The sequence below is a fragment of the Chryseobacterium carnipullorum genome, from assembly GCF_003815695.1.
In the GTDB taxonomy this organism is placed as follows: Bacteria; Bacteroidota; Bacteroidia; order Flavobacteriales; family Weeksellaceae; genus Chryseobacterium; species Chryseobacterium carnipullorum.
In genome coordinates this window covers 671,266-686,834 of record NZ_CP033920.1, presented here as the reverse complement: position 1 = coordinate 686,834, position 15,569 = coordinate 671,266, and the positions used below count along the sequence as shown (strand labels likewise).

Genomic DNA, 15,569 nt, shown 5'->3' with positions numbered 1-15,569 from the left:
TTGACTTATTAACCTCAGAATAATTACTTTTGCATTTTACCAGATGGAGCTTAAAGAAAAACAAAGGAAAATTTTAGACGTAGCAGTAGAGCTTTTCAAAGAGAAAGGATATATGGGCAGCTCAGTACGAGATCTGGCCACAAAGCTTAATATCAAAGCTGCATCACTGTATGCTCACATCCGTTCTAAGGAAGAAATCCTGGAATGGATCTGTTTTGGAATTGCCCGCGAATTTTTTGACGAACTTCAGGAAGTGAAAAATACTGACCTGCCTCCAAAGGATAAATTGAATTTATTTCTGGATAAACACTTATCCGTGGTTCTTCAAAACAGGGATGTTACCCATATTTATTCTAATGAATGGAGACACCTTGAAGAAAGGCTTCCTGAATTCATAGAACTAAGAAAAAATTATCAGGATGAAGTAGAGCAACTCATTTCTGAAATCTACAAAGCCCAGAACTGGGAACTTCAGTCACCAACATTTACCACAAGATTCATTCTTCATACCCTTAATAATTCCTATTTCTGGTTCAAAAGAAATACAGAATCTACCACCGAAATTACCGATGAAATAAGAGCAAAGCTTCTTTACGGTTTATTAGGAAATCAGAAACAATAATTTTTACCACAGAAAGAACAAAAGTTTTTAAATATTTCAGTTTAATTTTAAGCTGAAAGCTTTAGTGATGAAAAACGTATTTTTTATCCTTGGCAAGGTTTTAAACCTTGCCAAGGATATTCAGGAAAGACAGGATAGTTGCTTTCTTGTAAGTATGAATGACAATGGCTTTGATATTTCCTTAATTATTCTTTACTCCTAAAAAATCTTAATATTTCAAGTAAAGAAGTCTCTTAAATAACCTACATATTTGGTCCTATTCACTGGCGAAATAACTGATTGATTCGTTATTCAGTTATTTAGAATCATTCAAAATGTGACAAAAGTCATAAATATTTTGTCAGGATTGAAATTCTTTTTAAATTTACACCTAACAAATGTTAGTTAGTAAGGATATGGATTTTTCAGTTGAATATTTAAAACTCGACCAGTTGAGGCTACTTCAGTCTGACCGGTTGACAGATTTGGTCGGCTATCTGGGAGAGAGATCAGAATTTTATAAAGGGAAATTTAATGAATCAGGAATATCTCCACACGATATAAGGTCGATTGATGATATTACGAAACTTCCCATTACTTACAAACAGGATTTAAGGGACAATTATCCGTTTGGATTGTTTGCTGTTCCGAAGAATGAACTTCAGAGAATTCACTGCTCAAGCGGAACAACGGGAAAACCTACAGTGGTAGGCTACACAAAAGAAGATGTTGATCTTTTCAGTGAAGTAGTCGCCAGATCATTATATGCAGCGGGAGCAAGACCGGGAATGCAGCTGCACAATGCTTACGGATACGGGATTTTCACTGGCGGATTAGGACTTCATTACGGTGCGGAGAAATTGGGAATGAGCGTTCTTCCGATTTCAGGAGGAATGACCGCAAGACAGGTAGACCTGATTATTGATTTTAAGCCTGAAGTGATTTGTTGTTCACCATCTTATGCATTGACCATCGCTGATGAATTTGCAAAAAGAGGAATCACTGCGGAAGAGATCAGTTTGAAATATGCTGTTTTAGGTTCCGAGCCTTGGACCGAAATTATCAGAAGTCACATAGAAGAAAAACTGGGACTTCATGCTACAAATATTTATGGATTAAGTGAGATCATCGGTCCCGGAGTGTCCATGGAGGATTTTGAAGAAAAAGGAGGATCTTATATTTGGGAAGACCATTTTTATCCTGAAATATTAGACCCGATTACTAAACAGCCCGTTCCTTTTGGGGAAGAAGGCGTGTTAGTGATCACAACTTTAACGAAAAAGGCAATGCCGCTTTTAAGATATTGGACGAATGATATTACAAGTCTTTATTATGATGAGGATGCCAAGCGAAGCATGGTGAAGATGAGACCCATCAGAGGAAGAGCAGATGATATGTTGATTGTAAGAGGAGTTAATGTCTATCCAAGCCAGATTGAAGAAGCATTTTCTCACGTAAAAGGAGTCGTTCCCAACTACTATCTTACCCCTATTGAAAAAGAACAGATGTGTGTAGCCCTGGATATTGATGTAGAAATTGATGATGAATTGGTAAAAGATCAAAAAATAGATACAGATACCGATGATTATTTTAATTTTGTTGGCAACTTTGGAAAAAACATAGAAAACGAAATAAAAAAGAGAGTAGGGATTACCACGAAAGTGAAAATTCATACTCAGGACAGCCTGCCGAAGTGCGAAGGCGGAAAAATTAATAGAATACTTAAAAAATAATGAATTCATTTTATAAACTTAAAACGGTAAGAGTTCAGAAAGATACTCCTGAGGCGGTAAACGTAGCAGTAGAAATTCCTGAGGAACTGAAGGATAAATTCAGATTCAAACAGGGGCAGTATCTTAATTTCCGTATGATGATCAACGGGAATGAAGAAAGACGTTCTTATTCTATCTGCAACGCTCCAAGCGAAAAGAGCAACACTCTTGAAGTTTTGGTAAAGCTTCTGGAAGGCGGAAAAGTTTCAGGATATTTCAATGAACACCTGCATATGGATGAGTTGCTGGAAGTAATGCCTCCAATGGGTGGTTTTAATACTTCTTATCACCCTACCAATGTGAAAACCTACGTAGGTTTAGCAGCAGGAAGCGGGATCAGCCCAGTTCTATCCAACATTAAGGAAAGTCTTTATCAGGAACCCAACAGCTGCGCTTATCTTTTCTACAGCAACAGAAGCATGAATCATGTCATGAAAAGAGCTGAGATTGATCAATTGGTGGAGCACTTCAACGGAAGACTGAAAGTAATTTATCTGGTAAGCCGTGAAAAGCATGAAGATCCTGTATTTGAAGGAAGAATTTCTGCTGAGAAGTTAGAGCAGCTATTTGAAAGATATACAGATATTGATGTAAAAGAATCCACTTATTTCATCTGTGGTCCTGCAGAAATGATTAAAGGAATTTCTGATTATTTAAAGAAGGATAAAAAAGTACCTGCTATTCAGGTTTTATTTGAATATTTCACTGCTCCTGACGACGAGAATTCTGAAGAAATGAGCGATGAATTCAAGGCCATTGCCAATTTGGAAAGTATGGTCACCGTGATCATTGATGATGATGAATATTCGTTCCACCTTAATTCTAAAAAAGAGAGTATCTTAGATAAAGCATTGAAAGACAATCTTCCGGTACCTTTTGCTTGCAAAGGAGGAGTTTGTTGTACGTGTAAAGCGCAGGTTTTGGAAGGAGAAGTTTTCATGGAGAAAAATTTCGCGCTTACCGAAGACGAAGTAGCCAGAGGTTATGTTCTGACTTGTCAATGTCACCCGACAACAAATGTGGTGATGCTTAATTATGACGTATAATTAAATTAATGTAACAATATATCAATTTACCAGTGTAACAATCATTGGTACATTGTTAGACTGATACATTGTTAAATTGGAAAAATTATGGATTTAGAAAAATTTGTACAATACGTACACGACGAAAATAAAGTAGAACCAAAAGATGTAATGCCCGATGATTACAGAAAACTATTGGTTCGCCAGATTTCACAGCACGCCCATTCTGAAATTGTAGGAATGTTGCCGGAAGCCAACTGGATTTCAAGAGCGCCTTCATTGAGAAGAAAAATGGCTCTTTTAGCTAAAGTTCAGGATGAAGCAGGTCATGGTTTATACCTTTATTCTGCAACTGAAACGTTAGGAAACGGAACCATCAGAGCGGATAGAGATGCTACTTATGAAGATATGCTTGAAGGTAAAGCCAAATACTCAAGTATTTTCAACTATCCAACACTAAGTTGGGCCGATATCGGTGCCATCGGTTGGTTGGTTGATGGGGCAGCCATTATGAATCAGGTGATGCTGATGGGGAATTCTTATGGTCCTTATTCAAGAGCGATGGTGAAAATCTGTAAAGAAGAATCTTTCCACCAAAGACAGGGCTACGAAATTCTAATGGCACTTTGTCGTGGTACAAAACAACAGAAAGAAATGGCTCAGGCTTCGTTAAATCGTTTCTGGTGGCCGGCTTTAATGATGTTTGGCCCGAATGACGACAGTTCACCCAACTCTAAAATCTCTATGAATTACAGAGTAAAAAGAGAAAGTAACGACAGCCTTCGTCAGAGATTTATCGACGTTACCGTTTCTCAGGCTGAATTTTTAGGATTAACCGTTCCGGATAAAGATCTGAAGTGGAATGAAGAAAGACAGCATTACGATTTCGGAGAACTTCCGTGGGATGAATTCATGGAGATCTTAAAAGGAAACGGACCTTGTAATAAGAAGAGATTACAGACCAAAGTAAAAGCACAGCAGGAAAACCTTTGGGTAAAAGAAGCAGCGATCGCTTTTGCAGAGAAACAGGAAAAAATTTCAATATAACAATATACCAATGTAAAAATGTAACAATTCGTTGATCATTCTGAGCAAAGCGAAGAATCTTTAATTGGTAAACTGTTACACTGATACATTGCTAAATTACAATTTGATTATGGCAAATTTAGATATGTGGGAAGTGTTTATTCAGACTAAACCGGGATTATCTCACAAACACGCAGGAATAGTACAGGCTCCGACAGCGGAAATGGCTTTGCAAAACGCAAGAGACGTTTACACAAGAAGAAAAGAAGGAACTTCCGTTTGGGTAGTTCCAAGTAAATATATTGTGACTTCAGAAGGAGTAGACAAGGAAGCATTCTTTGATCCGGCAGATGACAAATTATACCGTCACCCGACATTCTACGATATTCCTAATGATGTAAAAAACATGTAATTTTCTGTAAAAGGTAGGCTGTAAAAAGTACAAAGTACAACCGACATTTTACGTTTTACAAAAAAATAAAACAATGAATTCATTATATAATTATTTATTAAAGTTTGCTGATGACAGCTTCATCATGGGGCAAAGATTGTCTGCATGGTGTGGTGAAGGTCCTTATCTGGAAGAAGATATTGCATTAACAAACATCGCATTGGATGAACTTGGTCAGGCCAATAACTTTTATGTGTATGCATCAAGAGTGGCTGATAACGGTAAAAGTGAAGATGATTTAGCCTTTTTAAGATACGAGCACGAATATGTCAACGCACATTGGGTGGAACTGCCGAATGAAGATTATGCGCAGACGATTCTTAAAGTATATGTATTCTCCGTGTATCAGAAACTGATGTACGAAGCATTGTCAAATTCTGCAGATGAAGAACTTTCTGCACTGGCACAGAAATCTTTAAAAGAAGTAAGATACCACTATACGCATGCTTCTTCATGGATGAAAATCTTCGCTCAGGGAACAGAAGAAAGCCGTGAGCGTTTGGTGAAAGCCCTTGATAATATCTGGGAATATTCAAAAGGATTATTTGCAAAAGTGGAAGGAGAAGATGATTTAATTGCTTTAAATATTGCTCCAAATGTTGATGCGTTGTATGAAGATTTCCTTTCTATTACACAAAAGGATTTTCAGGATTTCGGTTTAGAATATCCGACAAATCCTTTCATGCAGCCAAAATCCAGAACGGGTTATCATACAGAATATTTCGGATTTATTCTTTGCGAGCTTCAGTACATGCAGAGAGCATATCCGGGATGTACGTGGTAATTCTAAATGTAACAATCTAGCAGTTTAACAATTAATTGCTAGACTGTTAGATTGATAAATTGGTACATTTTAAAAATGAAAAATCCTTTAGAAATATTAGAATTAGTTCCCGATCCCGAAATTCCGGTAATCAATATCGTGGAATTAGGTATTGTAAGAGAAGCTAAAGTTACAAGCGAGAATTCTTGTGAAATAACAATTACGCCGACTTATTCTGCCTGTCCCGCTATGTTTACCATTGAGGAAGACATCATGAAAATCATGAAAGAGAACGGTTGGGATGCGAAAGTGGTCACCAAAATGTTTCCGATCTGGACAACAGATTGGCTGACGGATGAAGCGAGAGAAAAACTTCGTGTGTACGGAATTTCACCTCCCGAAAAAGGAGCAGACGAACATCACATCGGAAAACCGAAAAAATGTCCGCGTTGTGGCTCCATAAATTCAAAACAGATCAGCAGATTCGGGTCTACATTGTGTAAGGCTTCTTACCAATGCCTGGACTGTCTGGAACCGTTTGATTATTTTAAATGCCACTAAATTAATATATCAATGAATCAATGTACCCGTTTACCAATGCCAAAATAATTGTTACACTGTACATTGATAGATTGTTAAATTATTTGCTGCATCGTTAATCTGTTAGATTGTTACATTACGGCGATTGCCACATTATTTTATATTGTTAAATTAGAGCAGTGTAATTTTTTAATTTCTTAATCATTTAATTTTAAATTTAAAACCATGTATACACAACTCGATATTGAAACGCATTTTGATGGCAAACTGAAAATTGCCTACCTCAATCAGCCGGAAACTATGAATGCGCTTACAAAGCCTTCTTTATCAGACTTACGAGATTTTATCAAAGAATGTAGTAACGATGAAACAGTACGATGCGTAGCAATTTCTGGAAGAGGAAGAGCTTTTTGTTCCGGTCAGAATCTGGATGATGCTTTCGTACAGGGTAACGAACACCATGATAATGATATCATCAGAAAAATTGTAGTAGACTATTACAATCCTCTGGTTACCGAAATTACAAAATGCAGAAAACCGGTTGTGGCATTGGTTAATGGCCCGGCAGTAGGTGCCGGTGCAATGTTGGCATTGATCTGTGATTTTGTTCTGGCAGTTGATAAATCCTATTTTGCTCAGGCATTCTCCAATATAGGATTGATTCCTGATACGGGAGGAACTTATTTCCTGCCAAAATTATTGGGAAGACAATTAGCCAATTATTTAGCATTTACAGGAAAAAGATTATCCGCTGAAGAATCTAAATCTTACGGTTTGGTAGCTGAAGTGTTTACCGAGGAAGAATTTGCTCCGAAATCTATGGAGATCCTTGAGAAAATGTCAAATATGCCGACGGCTGCTATTAAATTAACTAAAAAAGCCTTTGCTCAATCTTATAACAACACATTAAAAGAGCAACTTGAACTGGAAGGCGACCTACAACAGGAAGCTGCCGAAACAGAAGATTTCATCGAAGGGGTAAATGCCTTTTTACAGAAAAGAAAACCTGAGTATAAAGGAAAATAAAAGATTTTGTACAATGTAAAAAGTACAATGTACAAGGTACGTTGTCATGGTTATACTTTTTACATTGTACATTTTACATAATACAGAACATGAACAATATCGGAATTATTGGGGCAGGAACCATGGGCGTAGGAATTGCTCAGGTAGCTGCAACAGCGGGATGCAAAGTCGTATTATTCGATGCAAATACTCCGCAGATTGATAAAGCATTATCAGGCTTAGAGAAAACCCTTCAGAAATTAGTGGATAAAGCTAAAATTTCTCAGGAAAAAGCCACAGAAATCAGAAACAACATCGTTAAAGGTGAAGCTTTACAGGATCTTAAAGATTCCGATCTCGTGATCGAAGCCATCATTGAAAACAAAGACATAAAGACCAAAGTATTTACAGAACTTGAAACCTATGTTTCCGAAGACTGTATCATTGGTTCCAATACTTCATCCATTTCTATCACCTCTCTGGGTGCAGAGCTAAAGAAACCGGAGCGTTTCATTGGAATTCACTTTTTCAATCCGGCGCCACTGATGCCTTTGGTTGAGGTGATTCCTTCTTTATTAACAGAAAAATCATTACCGGAAAAAATCTACAGTCTTATGAAAGATTGGGGAAAAACGCCAGTGATTGCCAAAGATATTCCCGGATTTATCGTCAACAGAATTGCCCGCCCTTACTATGGGGAAGGATTAAGGATTGTTGAAGAAAACATAGCAACACCGGAACAGGTTGACGAAGCCATGAAAACGATAGGAAACTTCAAAATGGGACCATTTGAATTAATGGATCTTATTGGGGTAGATGTGAATTTTGCAGTAACAACAACCGTTTACAAAGACTATTTTTACGATCCGAAATATAAACCTTCGCTGCTTCAGCAAAGAATGGCTGAGGCCAAACTTCATGGCAGAAAAACCGGAAAAGGTTTCTATGATTACAGTGAAGGAGCAGAAAAACCTGTTGCTCAGAAAGACGATGCACTGTATCAGCAAATATTTTTAAGAATTATTTCAATGCTGATCAATGAAGCGGTGGAAGCCAAAAGATTAGGAATTGCCAACGATGAAGACATTGAGCTGGCCATGCAGAAAGGAGTCAATTATCCAAAAGGATTATTAAACTGGGGAAAAGAAATCGGGTATTCCAAAATCTCCGAAACTCTACAAAGCCTTTACGAAGAATATCAGGAAGAAAGATACAGACAGAGCCCTTTACTCAGAAAAATGTAACAATATAAAAATGTAACAGGATAACAGTGTAACCATAATTGGTACATTTTTACACTGTTACATTGTTAATTAAAAAATTATGACGCCGAGACAAGTTGCAGATTATATGTTCGGTCAGGATTATTTTTCCCAGTGGATGAATATTAAAATGATCGAAGTCAAAGAAAACTATTGCTTAATAGAAATGCCCATCAGGAAAGAGATGATCAATGGGTTGAAAACGGTTCACGGTGGGGTTACGTTTGCTTTTGCAGATTCTGCACTGGCATTCTCATCCAACAATACCGGAGATGCAGCCGTAGCCCTGAACTGTATCATCAATTTTACCAAAGCCGGAAAAGAAGGTGATGTTTTCAGAGCAGAAAGCATTCTGGTCAACGATACCAGAAAAACAGCCGTTTACGACATCAGGATCACCAATCAAAACAATGAGCTGATCGCAAAATTCGTCGGAACTGTGTATAAAATCGGAAAAAAAGTAACGGAACTGTAGGCTCAATGTAGCAATATATCAGTATAACAATTTAACAATGATGAAATAAAATAATTTAAAACACAAATGATAAATTTCGAGAATAATCCATTGATTCAGAAAACGGTTCAGTTTTCCTTAGATATAATTGAATTTTGTGAATTTTTAGAAGAAAAAAGAAAATTTGTTGTTGCGAAACAGTTGTTACGCTCCGGAACAAGCATTGGAGCAAATGCATTTGAAGCTCAAAATCCTCACAGTAAAAATGACTTTATCAATAAGTTGAAAATTTCAGCCAAAGAATTGGAAGAAACCAAATATTGGCTATATCTGTGTAAGAATTCCAAAAATTATCCATTTGATGAAAAATTAGAACATCAAATTATAGAATTAGGAAAGATTATATATAAAATATTAAGTACAAGTTTAAATAAAAACCAACCTTGATTAATCTGACAATACATCAGTTTACCAATAATTGTTACACTGCTACATTATTAGATTGTTAAATTAAAACATTATGAACAACGTATACATCATAGACTACGTAAGAACCCCAATCTCAAAACTACAGGGAGGATTATCAGAAGTAAGAGCTGATGATCTCGCAGCCGTGGTTATCAAAGAAGTTATGGCCAGGAATCCTGAAGTTCCTGCTGAGGAAATTGAGGACGTTATTTTCGGATGTGCCAACCAGGCGGGAGAAGATAACCGTAACGTAGCGAGAATGGCTCTTCTATTGGCTGGACTTCCTTACAAAATAGGAGGAGAAACGGTAAATAGGCTTTGTGCTTCGGGAATGTCGGCAGTAGCCAATGCTTTCCGTTCCATTGCTGCGGGAGAAGGTGAAATTTATATTGCAGGTGGAGTAGAGCACATGACCCGTTCACCTTATGTAATGTCTAAGCCCGGGACTGCTTTCGGAAGAGACAGCCAGATGTTTGATACCACTTTCGGATGGCGTTTTGTCAATCCCAAAATGAAAGAAATGTATGGCGTAGACGGAATGGGTGATACTGCTGAAAACCTGGCAGATATGCATAATATCAGCAGAGAAGATCAGGATAAATTTGCTTTATGGTCTCAGCAGAAAGCTACAAAAGCTCAGCAAAGTGGAAGGCTGGCAGAAGAAATTGTAAAAGTTGAAATTCCTCAGAAAAAAGGCGAGCCTAAAATTTTTGATCAGGATGAATTCATCAAACCTACATCTTCTATGGAAGGTTTAGGAAAGCTGCGTCCCGCTTTCAGAAAAGAAGGCACCGTAACTGCCGGAAATGCTTCAGGAATGAATGACGGAGCAGCAGCTCTTATCCTGGCAAGCGAAGAAGCGGTGAAAAAATATGGTTTAAAACCAAAAGCTAAAATCTTAGGATCTGCTGTTGCTGGCGTAGAACCCAGAATTATGGGGATTGGGCCTGTAGAAGCTACCCAAAAACTATTAAAAAGATTACATCTTTCTCTGGACGATATGGATATCATTGAATTGAACGAAGCATTTGCAGCACAGGCTTTAGCCGTGACCAGAAGCTTAGGTTTAAAAGATGATGATTCTAGAGTGAATCCAAACGGTGGAGCTATTGCCATTGGCCATCCACTGGGAGTTTCCGGAGCAAGAATCATTGGCTCTGCCGCTATGGAACTTCAGAAGCAAGATAAAAAATATGCATTGTGTACCCTTTGTATCGGTGTCGGACAAGGTTATGCAATGGTCATTGAAAAAGTGTAATTTTTTCAATAATGTAATAATATAAAAATGTATCAATCTAACAATTCCTGTCATGTTGAGTCTGTTGAAGCATTTCAATTGGTAAACTGTTAGATTGATACATTGTTAAATTAAATTTTTAACAAAAATTTTATGAACATCTATTCATACCACGGTATACGTCCTATCATTAAACCCTCTGCCTATATTCATCCGCAGGCAGTGATCATCGGAAACGTGGAAATTGGTGAAGAAGTATACATCGGACCCAATGCCGTGATCCGAGGTGACTGGGGAAAAATTATCATTAAAGACGGAGCCAATGTCCAGGAAAACTGTACCCTTCATGTGTTTCCTAATATTGAAACGATTCTTGAAGAGTCTGCCCATATAGGACATGGAGCCATTATCCATTCCGGGCATATCGGTAAAAATTGCCTTGTAGGAATGAATTCAGTAGTAATGGATAAAGCGGTTATCGGTGATGAATGCATCATTGGAGCATTGGCTTTTGTTCCTGCTAATTTCACCTGTGGACCTAGGAAGCTTATTGTCGGGAGCCCTGCAAAAATTATTCGGGATGTTTCCGATGAAATGATGAAATGGAAAACAGAAGGAACCAAGCTGTACCAACAACTTGCCAGAGAAGGAAAAGAGGCTATTCTGCCATGTGAACCGTTCTCAGAATATGTAGAACAGACCGCTACCAAAACTGTGGATTACAGCATTTGGGCGGATTTGAAATAAACTTTTAAACCTTATTCAAAACTAGAAAGTTTTATGATACAATGAAAACGAATATGATCAAAAAGATGCTCATTGCCTGTAGTATACTGTTTGCTTTTCAATTCATGGTTTTAGCCCAGAATGAAAAAGTAAGACCGTTGACTATTGGAGAGGTGAGAACATTCAAGTCCAAAATCTTAAACGAAGAAAGAACTTTAAACATCTATCTTCCACAAGGCTTTGATAAAACAAAATCATATCCGGTGATCTATCTTCTGGATGGATCAATGAATGAAGACTTTATTCATGTTTCAGGACTGGTACAATTCTTTAATCAAATGTATGCCATGCCGGAAACCATCATTGTTGGAATAGCCAATGTTGATAGAAAACGGGATTTTACTTATCATACAGATTTAAAAGATTTGCAGCAGGATTATCCTACGACAGGTCATTCAGCTAAGTTTATCGATTTTCTGCAAAAAGAGTTGCTCCCTTACATAGGAAATCAATATAAAACAACGGATAAATACCTTTTCGGACAGTCACTCGGAGGCCTTCTGGCCACAGAAATTCTTTTAAACAAGCCTGAAATGTTCAGTAATTATTTTATCATCAGCCCAAGTTTGTGGTGGGATGATCAAAGTTTGTTGAAACAGGCTCCGAACGCACTTTCAAAAAGCCCGTATACCAAAAAATTCGTTTACATTTCAGTGGGTAAAGACGAACATCCGGTGATGGTAAAAGATGCAGGATCTCTTTATGAAACCTTGAAAAAAGCAGGGAAAAAGAACTGGACGGTTGAATACAAAATAATGGAAACAGACAATCATGCAACAATACTTCACAGAAGTTTGTATGAAGGGTTGGTCAGGATGTTTCCTTATCAAGAACCAAAAAAATAAAAATATAACAATGCAAAAATGTATCAGTGTAACAATTATTGGTAAACTGTTAAATTGATACATTGGTAAACTAAATACTATATGGAAAAGTTAAAAAACTATATTCATGGAGAATGGGTAGAAGGTACCGGAAACGGAGTTCCTTTATACAATGCCGTTACAGGCGAACAGGTCGCTGTTTCAGATACAGAAGGGCTTAATTTTGAGCAGGCTCTTGACTACGGAAGAACAGTAGGCTACAAAAACCTTTCTTCCATGACGTTCTATGACAGAGGAGAGATGCTGAAAAAAGTGGCTCTTTATCTTTTGGAAAGAAAGAAAAAATATTACGAATTATCATATAAAACTGGAGCTACTCACGCAGATTCATGGGTAGATATAGAAGGAGGTTTCGGTACTTTCTTTACCTATTCAGGATTAGCTAAAAGAATGCTTCCAAACACTCCATTCTGGGTAGATGGTGAAACTCAGAAGATTTCTGCCAACGGAACTTTTCTGGGAACTCACATTCTGACACCAAGTGAAGGCGTTTCTATACAGATCAATGCCTATAACTTTCCGGTTTGGGGAATGCTTGAAAAACTATCAACATCATTGCTGGCGGGGGTTCCTTCCATTGTAAAACCATCTCCTTACGGTTCTTATCTTACAAACGCTGTTTTTCAGGATATGATCGAAAGCGGAGTGCTTCCGGAAGGGGCTCTTCAATTGGTTTGCGGTGAGCCGGGAAATATTCTGGATTATGTTCAGGATGGAGATTCTGTGTTATTTACCGGTTCTGCCAATACAGGAAGAAAACTGAAATCAATGCCTTCTATCGCTGGAAATGCAGTACGTTTCAATATGGAAGCAGATTCACTGAACTGTTCAATTTTGGGTCTTGATGCAAAACCCGGAACTCCGGAATTTGATCTCTTCATCAAAGAAGTACGTACGGAAATGACCACTAAAGCAGGTCAGAAATGTACAGCAATCAGAAGAATCATTGTTCCTGAGCACCTCATTGGAGAGGTTCAGAATGCTTTATCTAAAGCTTTAGATCAAACCAAAATCGGAAATCCATTGAGCAGGGAAACCAGAATGGGATCACTGGTAGGAAAGCAGCAGTATGATGAGGTCGTAAGAAAAGTAAATATTTTAAAAACAGAAACAGAATTAGTTTACGACGGAAAACATGAACTTATAGATGCAGATTACGATAACGGAGCTTTCATGAGCCCGAAATTATTCTTAAACGACAAACCGTTCGAGAAAAACATCTCTCATGATGTAGAAGCATTCGGACCGGTTTCCACTTTGATGCCTTACAAGGATGCAGAAGAAGCGGCAGCTCTGGCAAAAAGAGGAAAAGGAAGTTTGGTAGGATCTATTATTTCCCATGACGAAAAATTTATCGCAGAAACTTCATGGAAAATGGCTTCTCAGCACGGTAGAATTTTTGTACTGAACAGAGATAACGCCAAAGAAAGTACAGGTCACGGTTCGCCACTTCCTACATTGATGCACGGTGGTCCCGGCAGAGCTGGTGGAGGTGAAGAAATGGGTGGATTGAACGGTCTTCATTTTTTCCTTCAGAAGACAGCGATTCAAGGTTCTCCGGATGTTTTGACAGCCATTACAAAAGTTTATCAGCAGGGGGCAGAGAAGAAATTTTCGGATAAACATCCGTTCCAGAAATATTTTGAAGAGGTTGAGGTGGGAGATTCATTGGAAACAGCTGGAAGAACAGTTACTGATGCAGATATCGTTAACTTCTCCAATGTTTCATGGGATCATTTCTATGCGCATACCGATGCTACAAGCTTAACGGGAACTATTTTCGATAAAACGGTAGCTCACGGATATTTCATTCTTTCTGCAGCTGCAGGATTGTTCGTTTCAGGGAAAAAAGGACCGGTAATCGCCAACTACGGATTGGAAAACTGTTCATTCTTTAAACCTGTCTATGCAGGAGATACCATCACTGTTTATTTAACGGCAAAAGAAAAAATAAACAGAGGCGTAAAAGGAAGAAATATTCCTTCCGGCGTTGTAAAATGGCTGGTAGAAGTCGTTAATCAGAGAGAAGAAGTCGTTTGTGTTGCAACCATCCTAACCTTGGTGGCAAAACATTCTCCTTTCATCGATTTGAATGTGAAAAATGTTCATAAAATATTGGGAGGTCTGACAGAAACGACTCCGTTAAGATGGGGTAAAATGTCTCCTCAACAAATGATTGAACATCTGGAACACGGAGTTTTGGTAAGTTTAGGCGAACCGGAAGCGGATAAATGTTTCACGCCTGAAGAGCAATTGGAAAAATGGCAGGACTCCCTTTACAATCACAGAAAAATGCCAAAAGATTTTCCGGCACCTTTCCTTGCGGAAGATGAAACTCTGCTGGAATTAAAACATAAAAATCTTGAAGCTGCAAAACAGTCTTTCCTGGATAATTTAAAAAGATTTTCAGTCTATTACAAAGAAAATCCACAGGCAGAGCATATGAATTATGTCTTCGGAAAACTGAATAAAGAAATGTGGGAGCTGATGCATAAAAAGCATTTTACCCACCACTTTGAACAGTTTGGATTGATTTAATGCAAAATAAAATATAAATTGATAATCCCTTTTGGTTTTTACCGAAAGGGATTTTTTTAATTATCCTTGTCAAGGTTCAAAACCTTGACAAGGATCTGCTGCATGAAAAATCTTGGTTTAGTAAGGGTTTTTATTAAAAATGATAATTACTTTTACAACACAATCACATTTATTTAAAACAAAATATGGAACTACAATTTTTCAAAGACTTTGACTTTACGGATTTCTGGAATGAAAGCACTTATTCCGTAAGAGATTATATAGAACCTTTTCCGGAGGATGATCTTATTGCTTCAATAGAAGAAGAACTAGGGTATAAGCTTCCCGCGTCTTATATTGAACTGATGAGGTTGCAAAATGGCGGATTGGTTGACAAATCCTGCTTTCCTACTTCAGAAGAGACCTCATGGGCAGATGATCACATAGCCATTACGGGGATTATGGGAATCGGAAGAGAGAAAACCTATTCCATTTGTGGAGAACTCGGAAGTCAGTTTATGATTGAGGAATGGGGATATCCGCCAATCGGTATTTATATCTGCGATTGTCCTTCAGCGGGTCACGATATGGTTTTACTGGATTATTCCAATTGTGGTAAAGATGGAGAACCTGAAGTGGTGCATATCGATCAGGAAGATGATTATAAGAAAACATTTCTTGCCAAAGACTTTGAAACGTTCATCAAAGGGTTGAAAGAGGAAGATGAATTTGACAATGAATAAATAAACAGGTATTTTTAAACTTTAAAATCAAATCA

General features: G+C 37.8%; 17 protein-coding genes. All 17 read left to right on the top strand.

The genetic code is table 11. From position 1 onward, the window contains the following. Positions 1 to 43 precede the first annotated feature (43 nt). The 17 genes from EG346_RS03235 (at position 44) to EG346_RS03160 (ending at position 15,534) form a co-directional block, all read left to right on the top strand. Positions 44 to 622 (top strand): TetR/AcrR family transcriptional regulator, encoded by a 579-nt coding sequence (locus EG346_RS03235; RefSeq protein WP_073335516.1) that lies wholly within the window; start codon positions 44 to 46, stop codon positions 620 to 622. 67 nt (positions 623 to 689) lie between these two features. Next, positions 690 to 824 carry a hypothetical protein gene (locus EG346_RS25295; RefSeq protein ID WP_262511632.1) on the top strand — a complete coding sequence of 45 codons (135 nt, stop codon included), beginning with the start codon at positions 690 to 692 and terminating at the stop codon, positions 822 to 824. A gap of 193 nt (positions 825 to 1,017) precedes the next feature. Next, positions 1,018 to 2,334: a phenylacetate--CoA ligase family protein gene (locus tag EG346_RS03230; protein ID WP_123882555.1), complete on the top strand. Its 1,317-nt coding sequence runs from the start codon at positions 1,018 to 1,020 to the stop codon at positions 2,332 to 2,334. Then, entirely contained in the window at positions 2,334 to 3,419 is a 1,086-nt protein-coding gene (locus tag EG346_RS03225) for a 2Fe-2S iron-sulfur cluster-binding protein (RefSeq protein ID WP_073335518.1), read from the top strand. Before EG346_RS03230 ends, EG346_RS03225 begins: the two co-directional genes overlap by 1 nt. An 87-nt stretch (positions 3,420 to 3,506) precedes the next feature. Beyond that, positions 3,507 to 4,445 (top strand): 1,2-phenylacetyl-CoA epoxidase subunit PaaA, encoded by a 939-nt coding sequence (gene paaA, locus EG346_RS03220; RefSeq protein WP_073335519.1) that lies wholly within the window; start codon positions 3,507 to 3,509, stop codon positions 4,443 to 4,445. A 109-nt stretch (positions 4,446 to 4,554) separates the two neighbouring features. Beyond that, entirely contained in the window at positions 4,555 to 4,836 is a 282-nt protein-coding gene (gene paaB, locus EG346_RS03215) for a 1,2-phenylacetyl-CoA epoxidase subunit PaaB (RefSeq protein ID WP_034725794.1), read from the top strand. 73 nt (positions 4,837 to 4,909) lie between these two features. Next, on the top strand, positions 4,910 to 5,659 hold the full coding sequence (gene paaC, locus EG346_RS03210; protein ID WP_123876973.1) for a 1,2-phenylacetyl-CoA epoxidase subunit PaaC: 750 nt from the start codon (positions 4,910 to 4,912) through the stop codon (positions 5,657 to 5,659). 75 nt (positions 5,660 to 5,734) lie between these two features. Continuing rightward, positions 5,735 to 6,199, top strand: coding sequence for a 1,2-phenylacetyl-CoA epoxidase subunit PaaD (gene paaD / locus EG346_RS03205; RefSeq protein WP_073335521.1), 465 nt, complete (start codon positions 5,735 to 5,737; stop codon positions 6,197 to 6,199). Positions 6,200 to 6,403: 204 nt separating this feature from the next. Further along, positions 6,404 to 7,204, top strand: a complete 801-nt coding sequence (locus tag EG346_RS03200) for an enoyl-CoA hydratase/isomerase family protein (RefSeq protein ID WP_073335522.1) — start codon at positions 6,404 to 6,406, stop codon at positions 7,202 to 7,204. A gap of 89 nt (positions 7,205 to 7,293) precedes the next feature. After that, positions 7,294 to 8,427: a 3-hydroxyacyl-CoA dehydrogenase NAD-binding domain-containing protein gene (locus EG346_RS03195; protein ID WP_123876972.1), complete on the top strand. Its 1,134-nt coding sequence runs from the start codon at positions 7,294 to 7,296 to the stop codon at positions 8,425 to 8,427. Between the two features lie 79 nt (positions 8,428 to 8,506). After that, positions 8,507 to 8,920 (top strand): PaaI family thioesterase, encoded by a 414-nt coding sequence (locus EG346_RS03190; protein ID WP_073335524.1) that lies wholly within the window; start codon positions 8,507 to 8,509, stop codon positions 8,918 to 8,920. 66 nt (positions 8,921 to 8,986) lie between these two features. Beyond that, entirely contained in the window at positions 8,987 to 9,346 is a 360-nt protein-coding gene (locus EG346_RS03185; protein ID WP_123876971.1) for a four helix bundle protein, read from the top strand. A 73-nt stretch (positions 9,347 to 9,419) separates the two neighbouring features. Further along, positions 9,420 to 10,625, top strand: a complete 1,206-nt coding sequence (gene pcaF / locus EG346_RS03180; protein ID WP_123876970.1) for a 3-oxoadipyl-CoA thiolase — start codon at positions 9,420 to 9,422, stop codon at positions 10,623 to 10,625. A gap of 132 nt (positions 10,626 to 10,757) precedes the next feature. Next, positions 10,758 to 11,351, top strand: a complete 594-nt coding sequence (locus EG346_RS03175; protein ID WP_073335526.1) for an acyltransferase — start codon at positions 10,758 to 10,760, stop codon at positions 11,349 to 11,351. Between the two features lie 41 nt (positions 11,352 to 11,392). Then, positions 11,393 to 12,235 (top strand): alpha/beta hydrolase, encoded by an 843-nt coding sequence (locus tag EG346_RS03170; RefSeq protein ID WP_228426570.1) that lies wholly within the window; start codon positions 11,393 to 11,395, stop codon positions 12,233 to 12,235. Positions 12,236 to 12,316: 81 nt separating this feature from the next. Beyond that, entirely contained in the window at positions 12,317 to 14,812 is a 2,496-nt protein-coding gene (paaZ, locus tag EG346_RS03165) for a phenylacetic acid degradation bifunctional protein PaaZ (RefSeq protein ID WP_123876969.1), read from the top strand. A gap of 185 nt (positions 14,813 to 14,997) precedes the next feature. Then, positions 14,998 to 15,534, top strand: a complete 537-nt coding sequence (locus tag EG346_RS03160) for an SMI1/KNR4 family protein (RefSeq protein ID WP_073335530.1) — start codon at positions 14,998 to 15,000, stop codon at positions 15,532 to 15,534. Positions 15,535 to 15,569 lie beyond the last annotated feature (35 nt).

Coding starts and splice junctions, on each gene's coding strand:
- EG346_RS03170 (WP_228426570.1), top strand. CDS start 11,393: ATGAAAACGAATATGATCAAAAAGATGCTCATTGCCTGTAGTATACTG.
- paaB (WP_034725794.1), top strand. CDS start 4,555: ATGGCAAATTTAGATATGTGGGAAGTGTTTATTCAGACTAAACCGGGA.
- paaZ (WP_123876969.1), top strand. CDS start 12,317: ATGGAAAAGTTAAAAAACTATATTCATGGAGAATGGGTAGAAGGTACC.
- paaD (WP_073335521.1), top strand. CDS start 5,735: ATGAAAAATCCTTTAGAAATATTAGAATTAGTTCCCGATCCCGAAATT.
- EG346_RS03230 (WP_123882555.1), top strand. CDS start 1,018: ATGGATTTTTCAGTTGAATATTTAAAACTCGACCAGTTGAGGCTACTT.
- EG346_RS03175 (WP_073335526.1), top strand. CDS start 10,758: ATGAACATCTATTCATACCACGGTATACGTCCTATCATTAAACCCTCT.
- EG346_RS03190 (WP_073335524.1), top strand. CDS start 8,507: ATGACGCCGAGACAAGTTGCAGATTATATGTTCGGTCAGGATTATTTT.
- EG346_RS03200 (WP_073335522.1), top strand. CDS start 6,404: ATGTATACACAACTCGATATTGAAACGCATTTTGATGGCAAACTGAAA.
- paaA (WP_073335519.1), top strand. CDS start 3,507: ATGGATTTAGAAAAATTTGTACAATACGTACACGACGAAAATAAAGTA.
- EG346_RS03195 (WP_123876972.1), top strand. CDS start 7,294: ATGAACAATATCGGAATTATTGGGGCAGGAACCATGGGCGTAGGAATT.
- EG346_RS03235 (WP_073335516.1), top strand. CDS start 44: ATGGAGCTTAAAGAAAAACAAAGGAAAATTTTAGACGTAGCAGTAGAG.
- EG346_RS03225 (WP_073335518.1), top strand. CDS start 2,334: ATGAATTCATTTTATAAACTTAAAACGGTAAGAGTTCAGAAAGATACT.
- paaC (WP_123876973.1), top strand. CDS start 4,910: ATGAATTCATTATATAATTATTTATTAAAGTTTGCTGATGACAGCTTC.
- EG346_RS03185 (WP_123876971.1), top strand. CDS start 8,987: ATGATAAATTTCGAGAATAATCCATTGATTCAGAAAACGGTTCAGTTT.
- pcaF (WP_123876970.1), top strand. CDS start 9,420: ATGAACAACGTATACATCATAGACTACGTAAGAACCCCAATCTCAAAA.
- EG346_RS25295 (WP_262511632.1), top strand. CDS start 690: ATGAAAAACGTATTTTTTATCCTTGGCAAGGTTTTAAACCTTGCCAAG.
- EG346_RS03160 (WP_073335530.1), top strand. CDS start 14,998: ATGGAACTACAATTTTTCAAAGACTTTGACTTTACGGATTTCTGGAAT.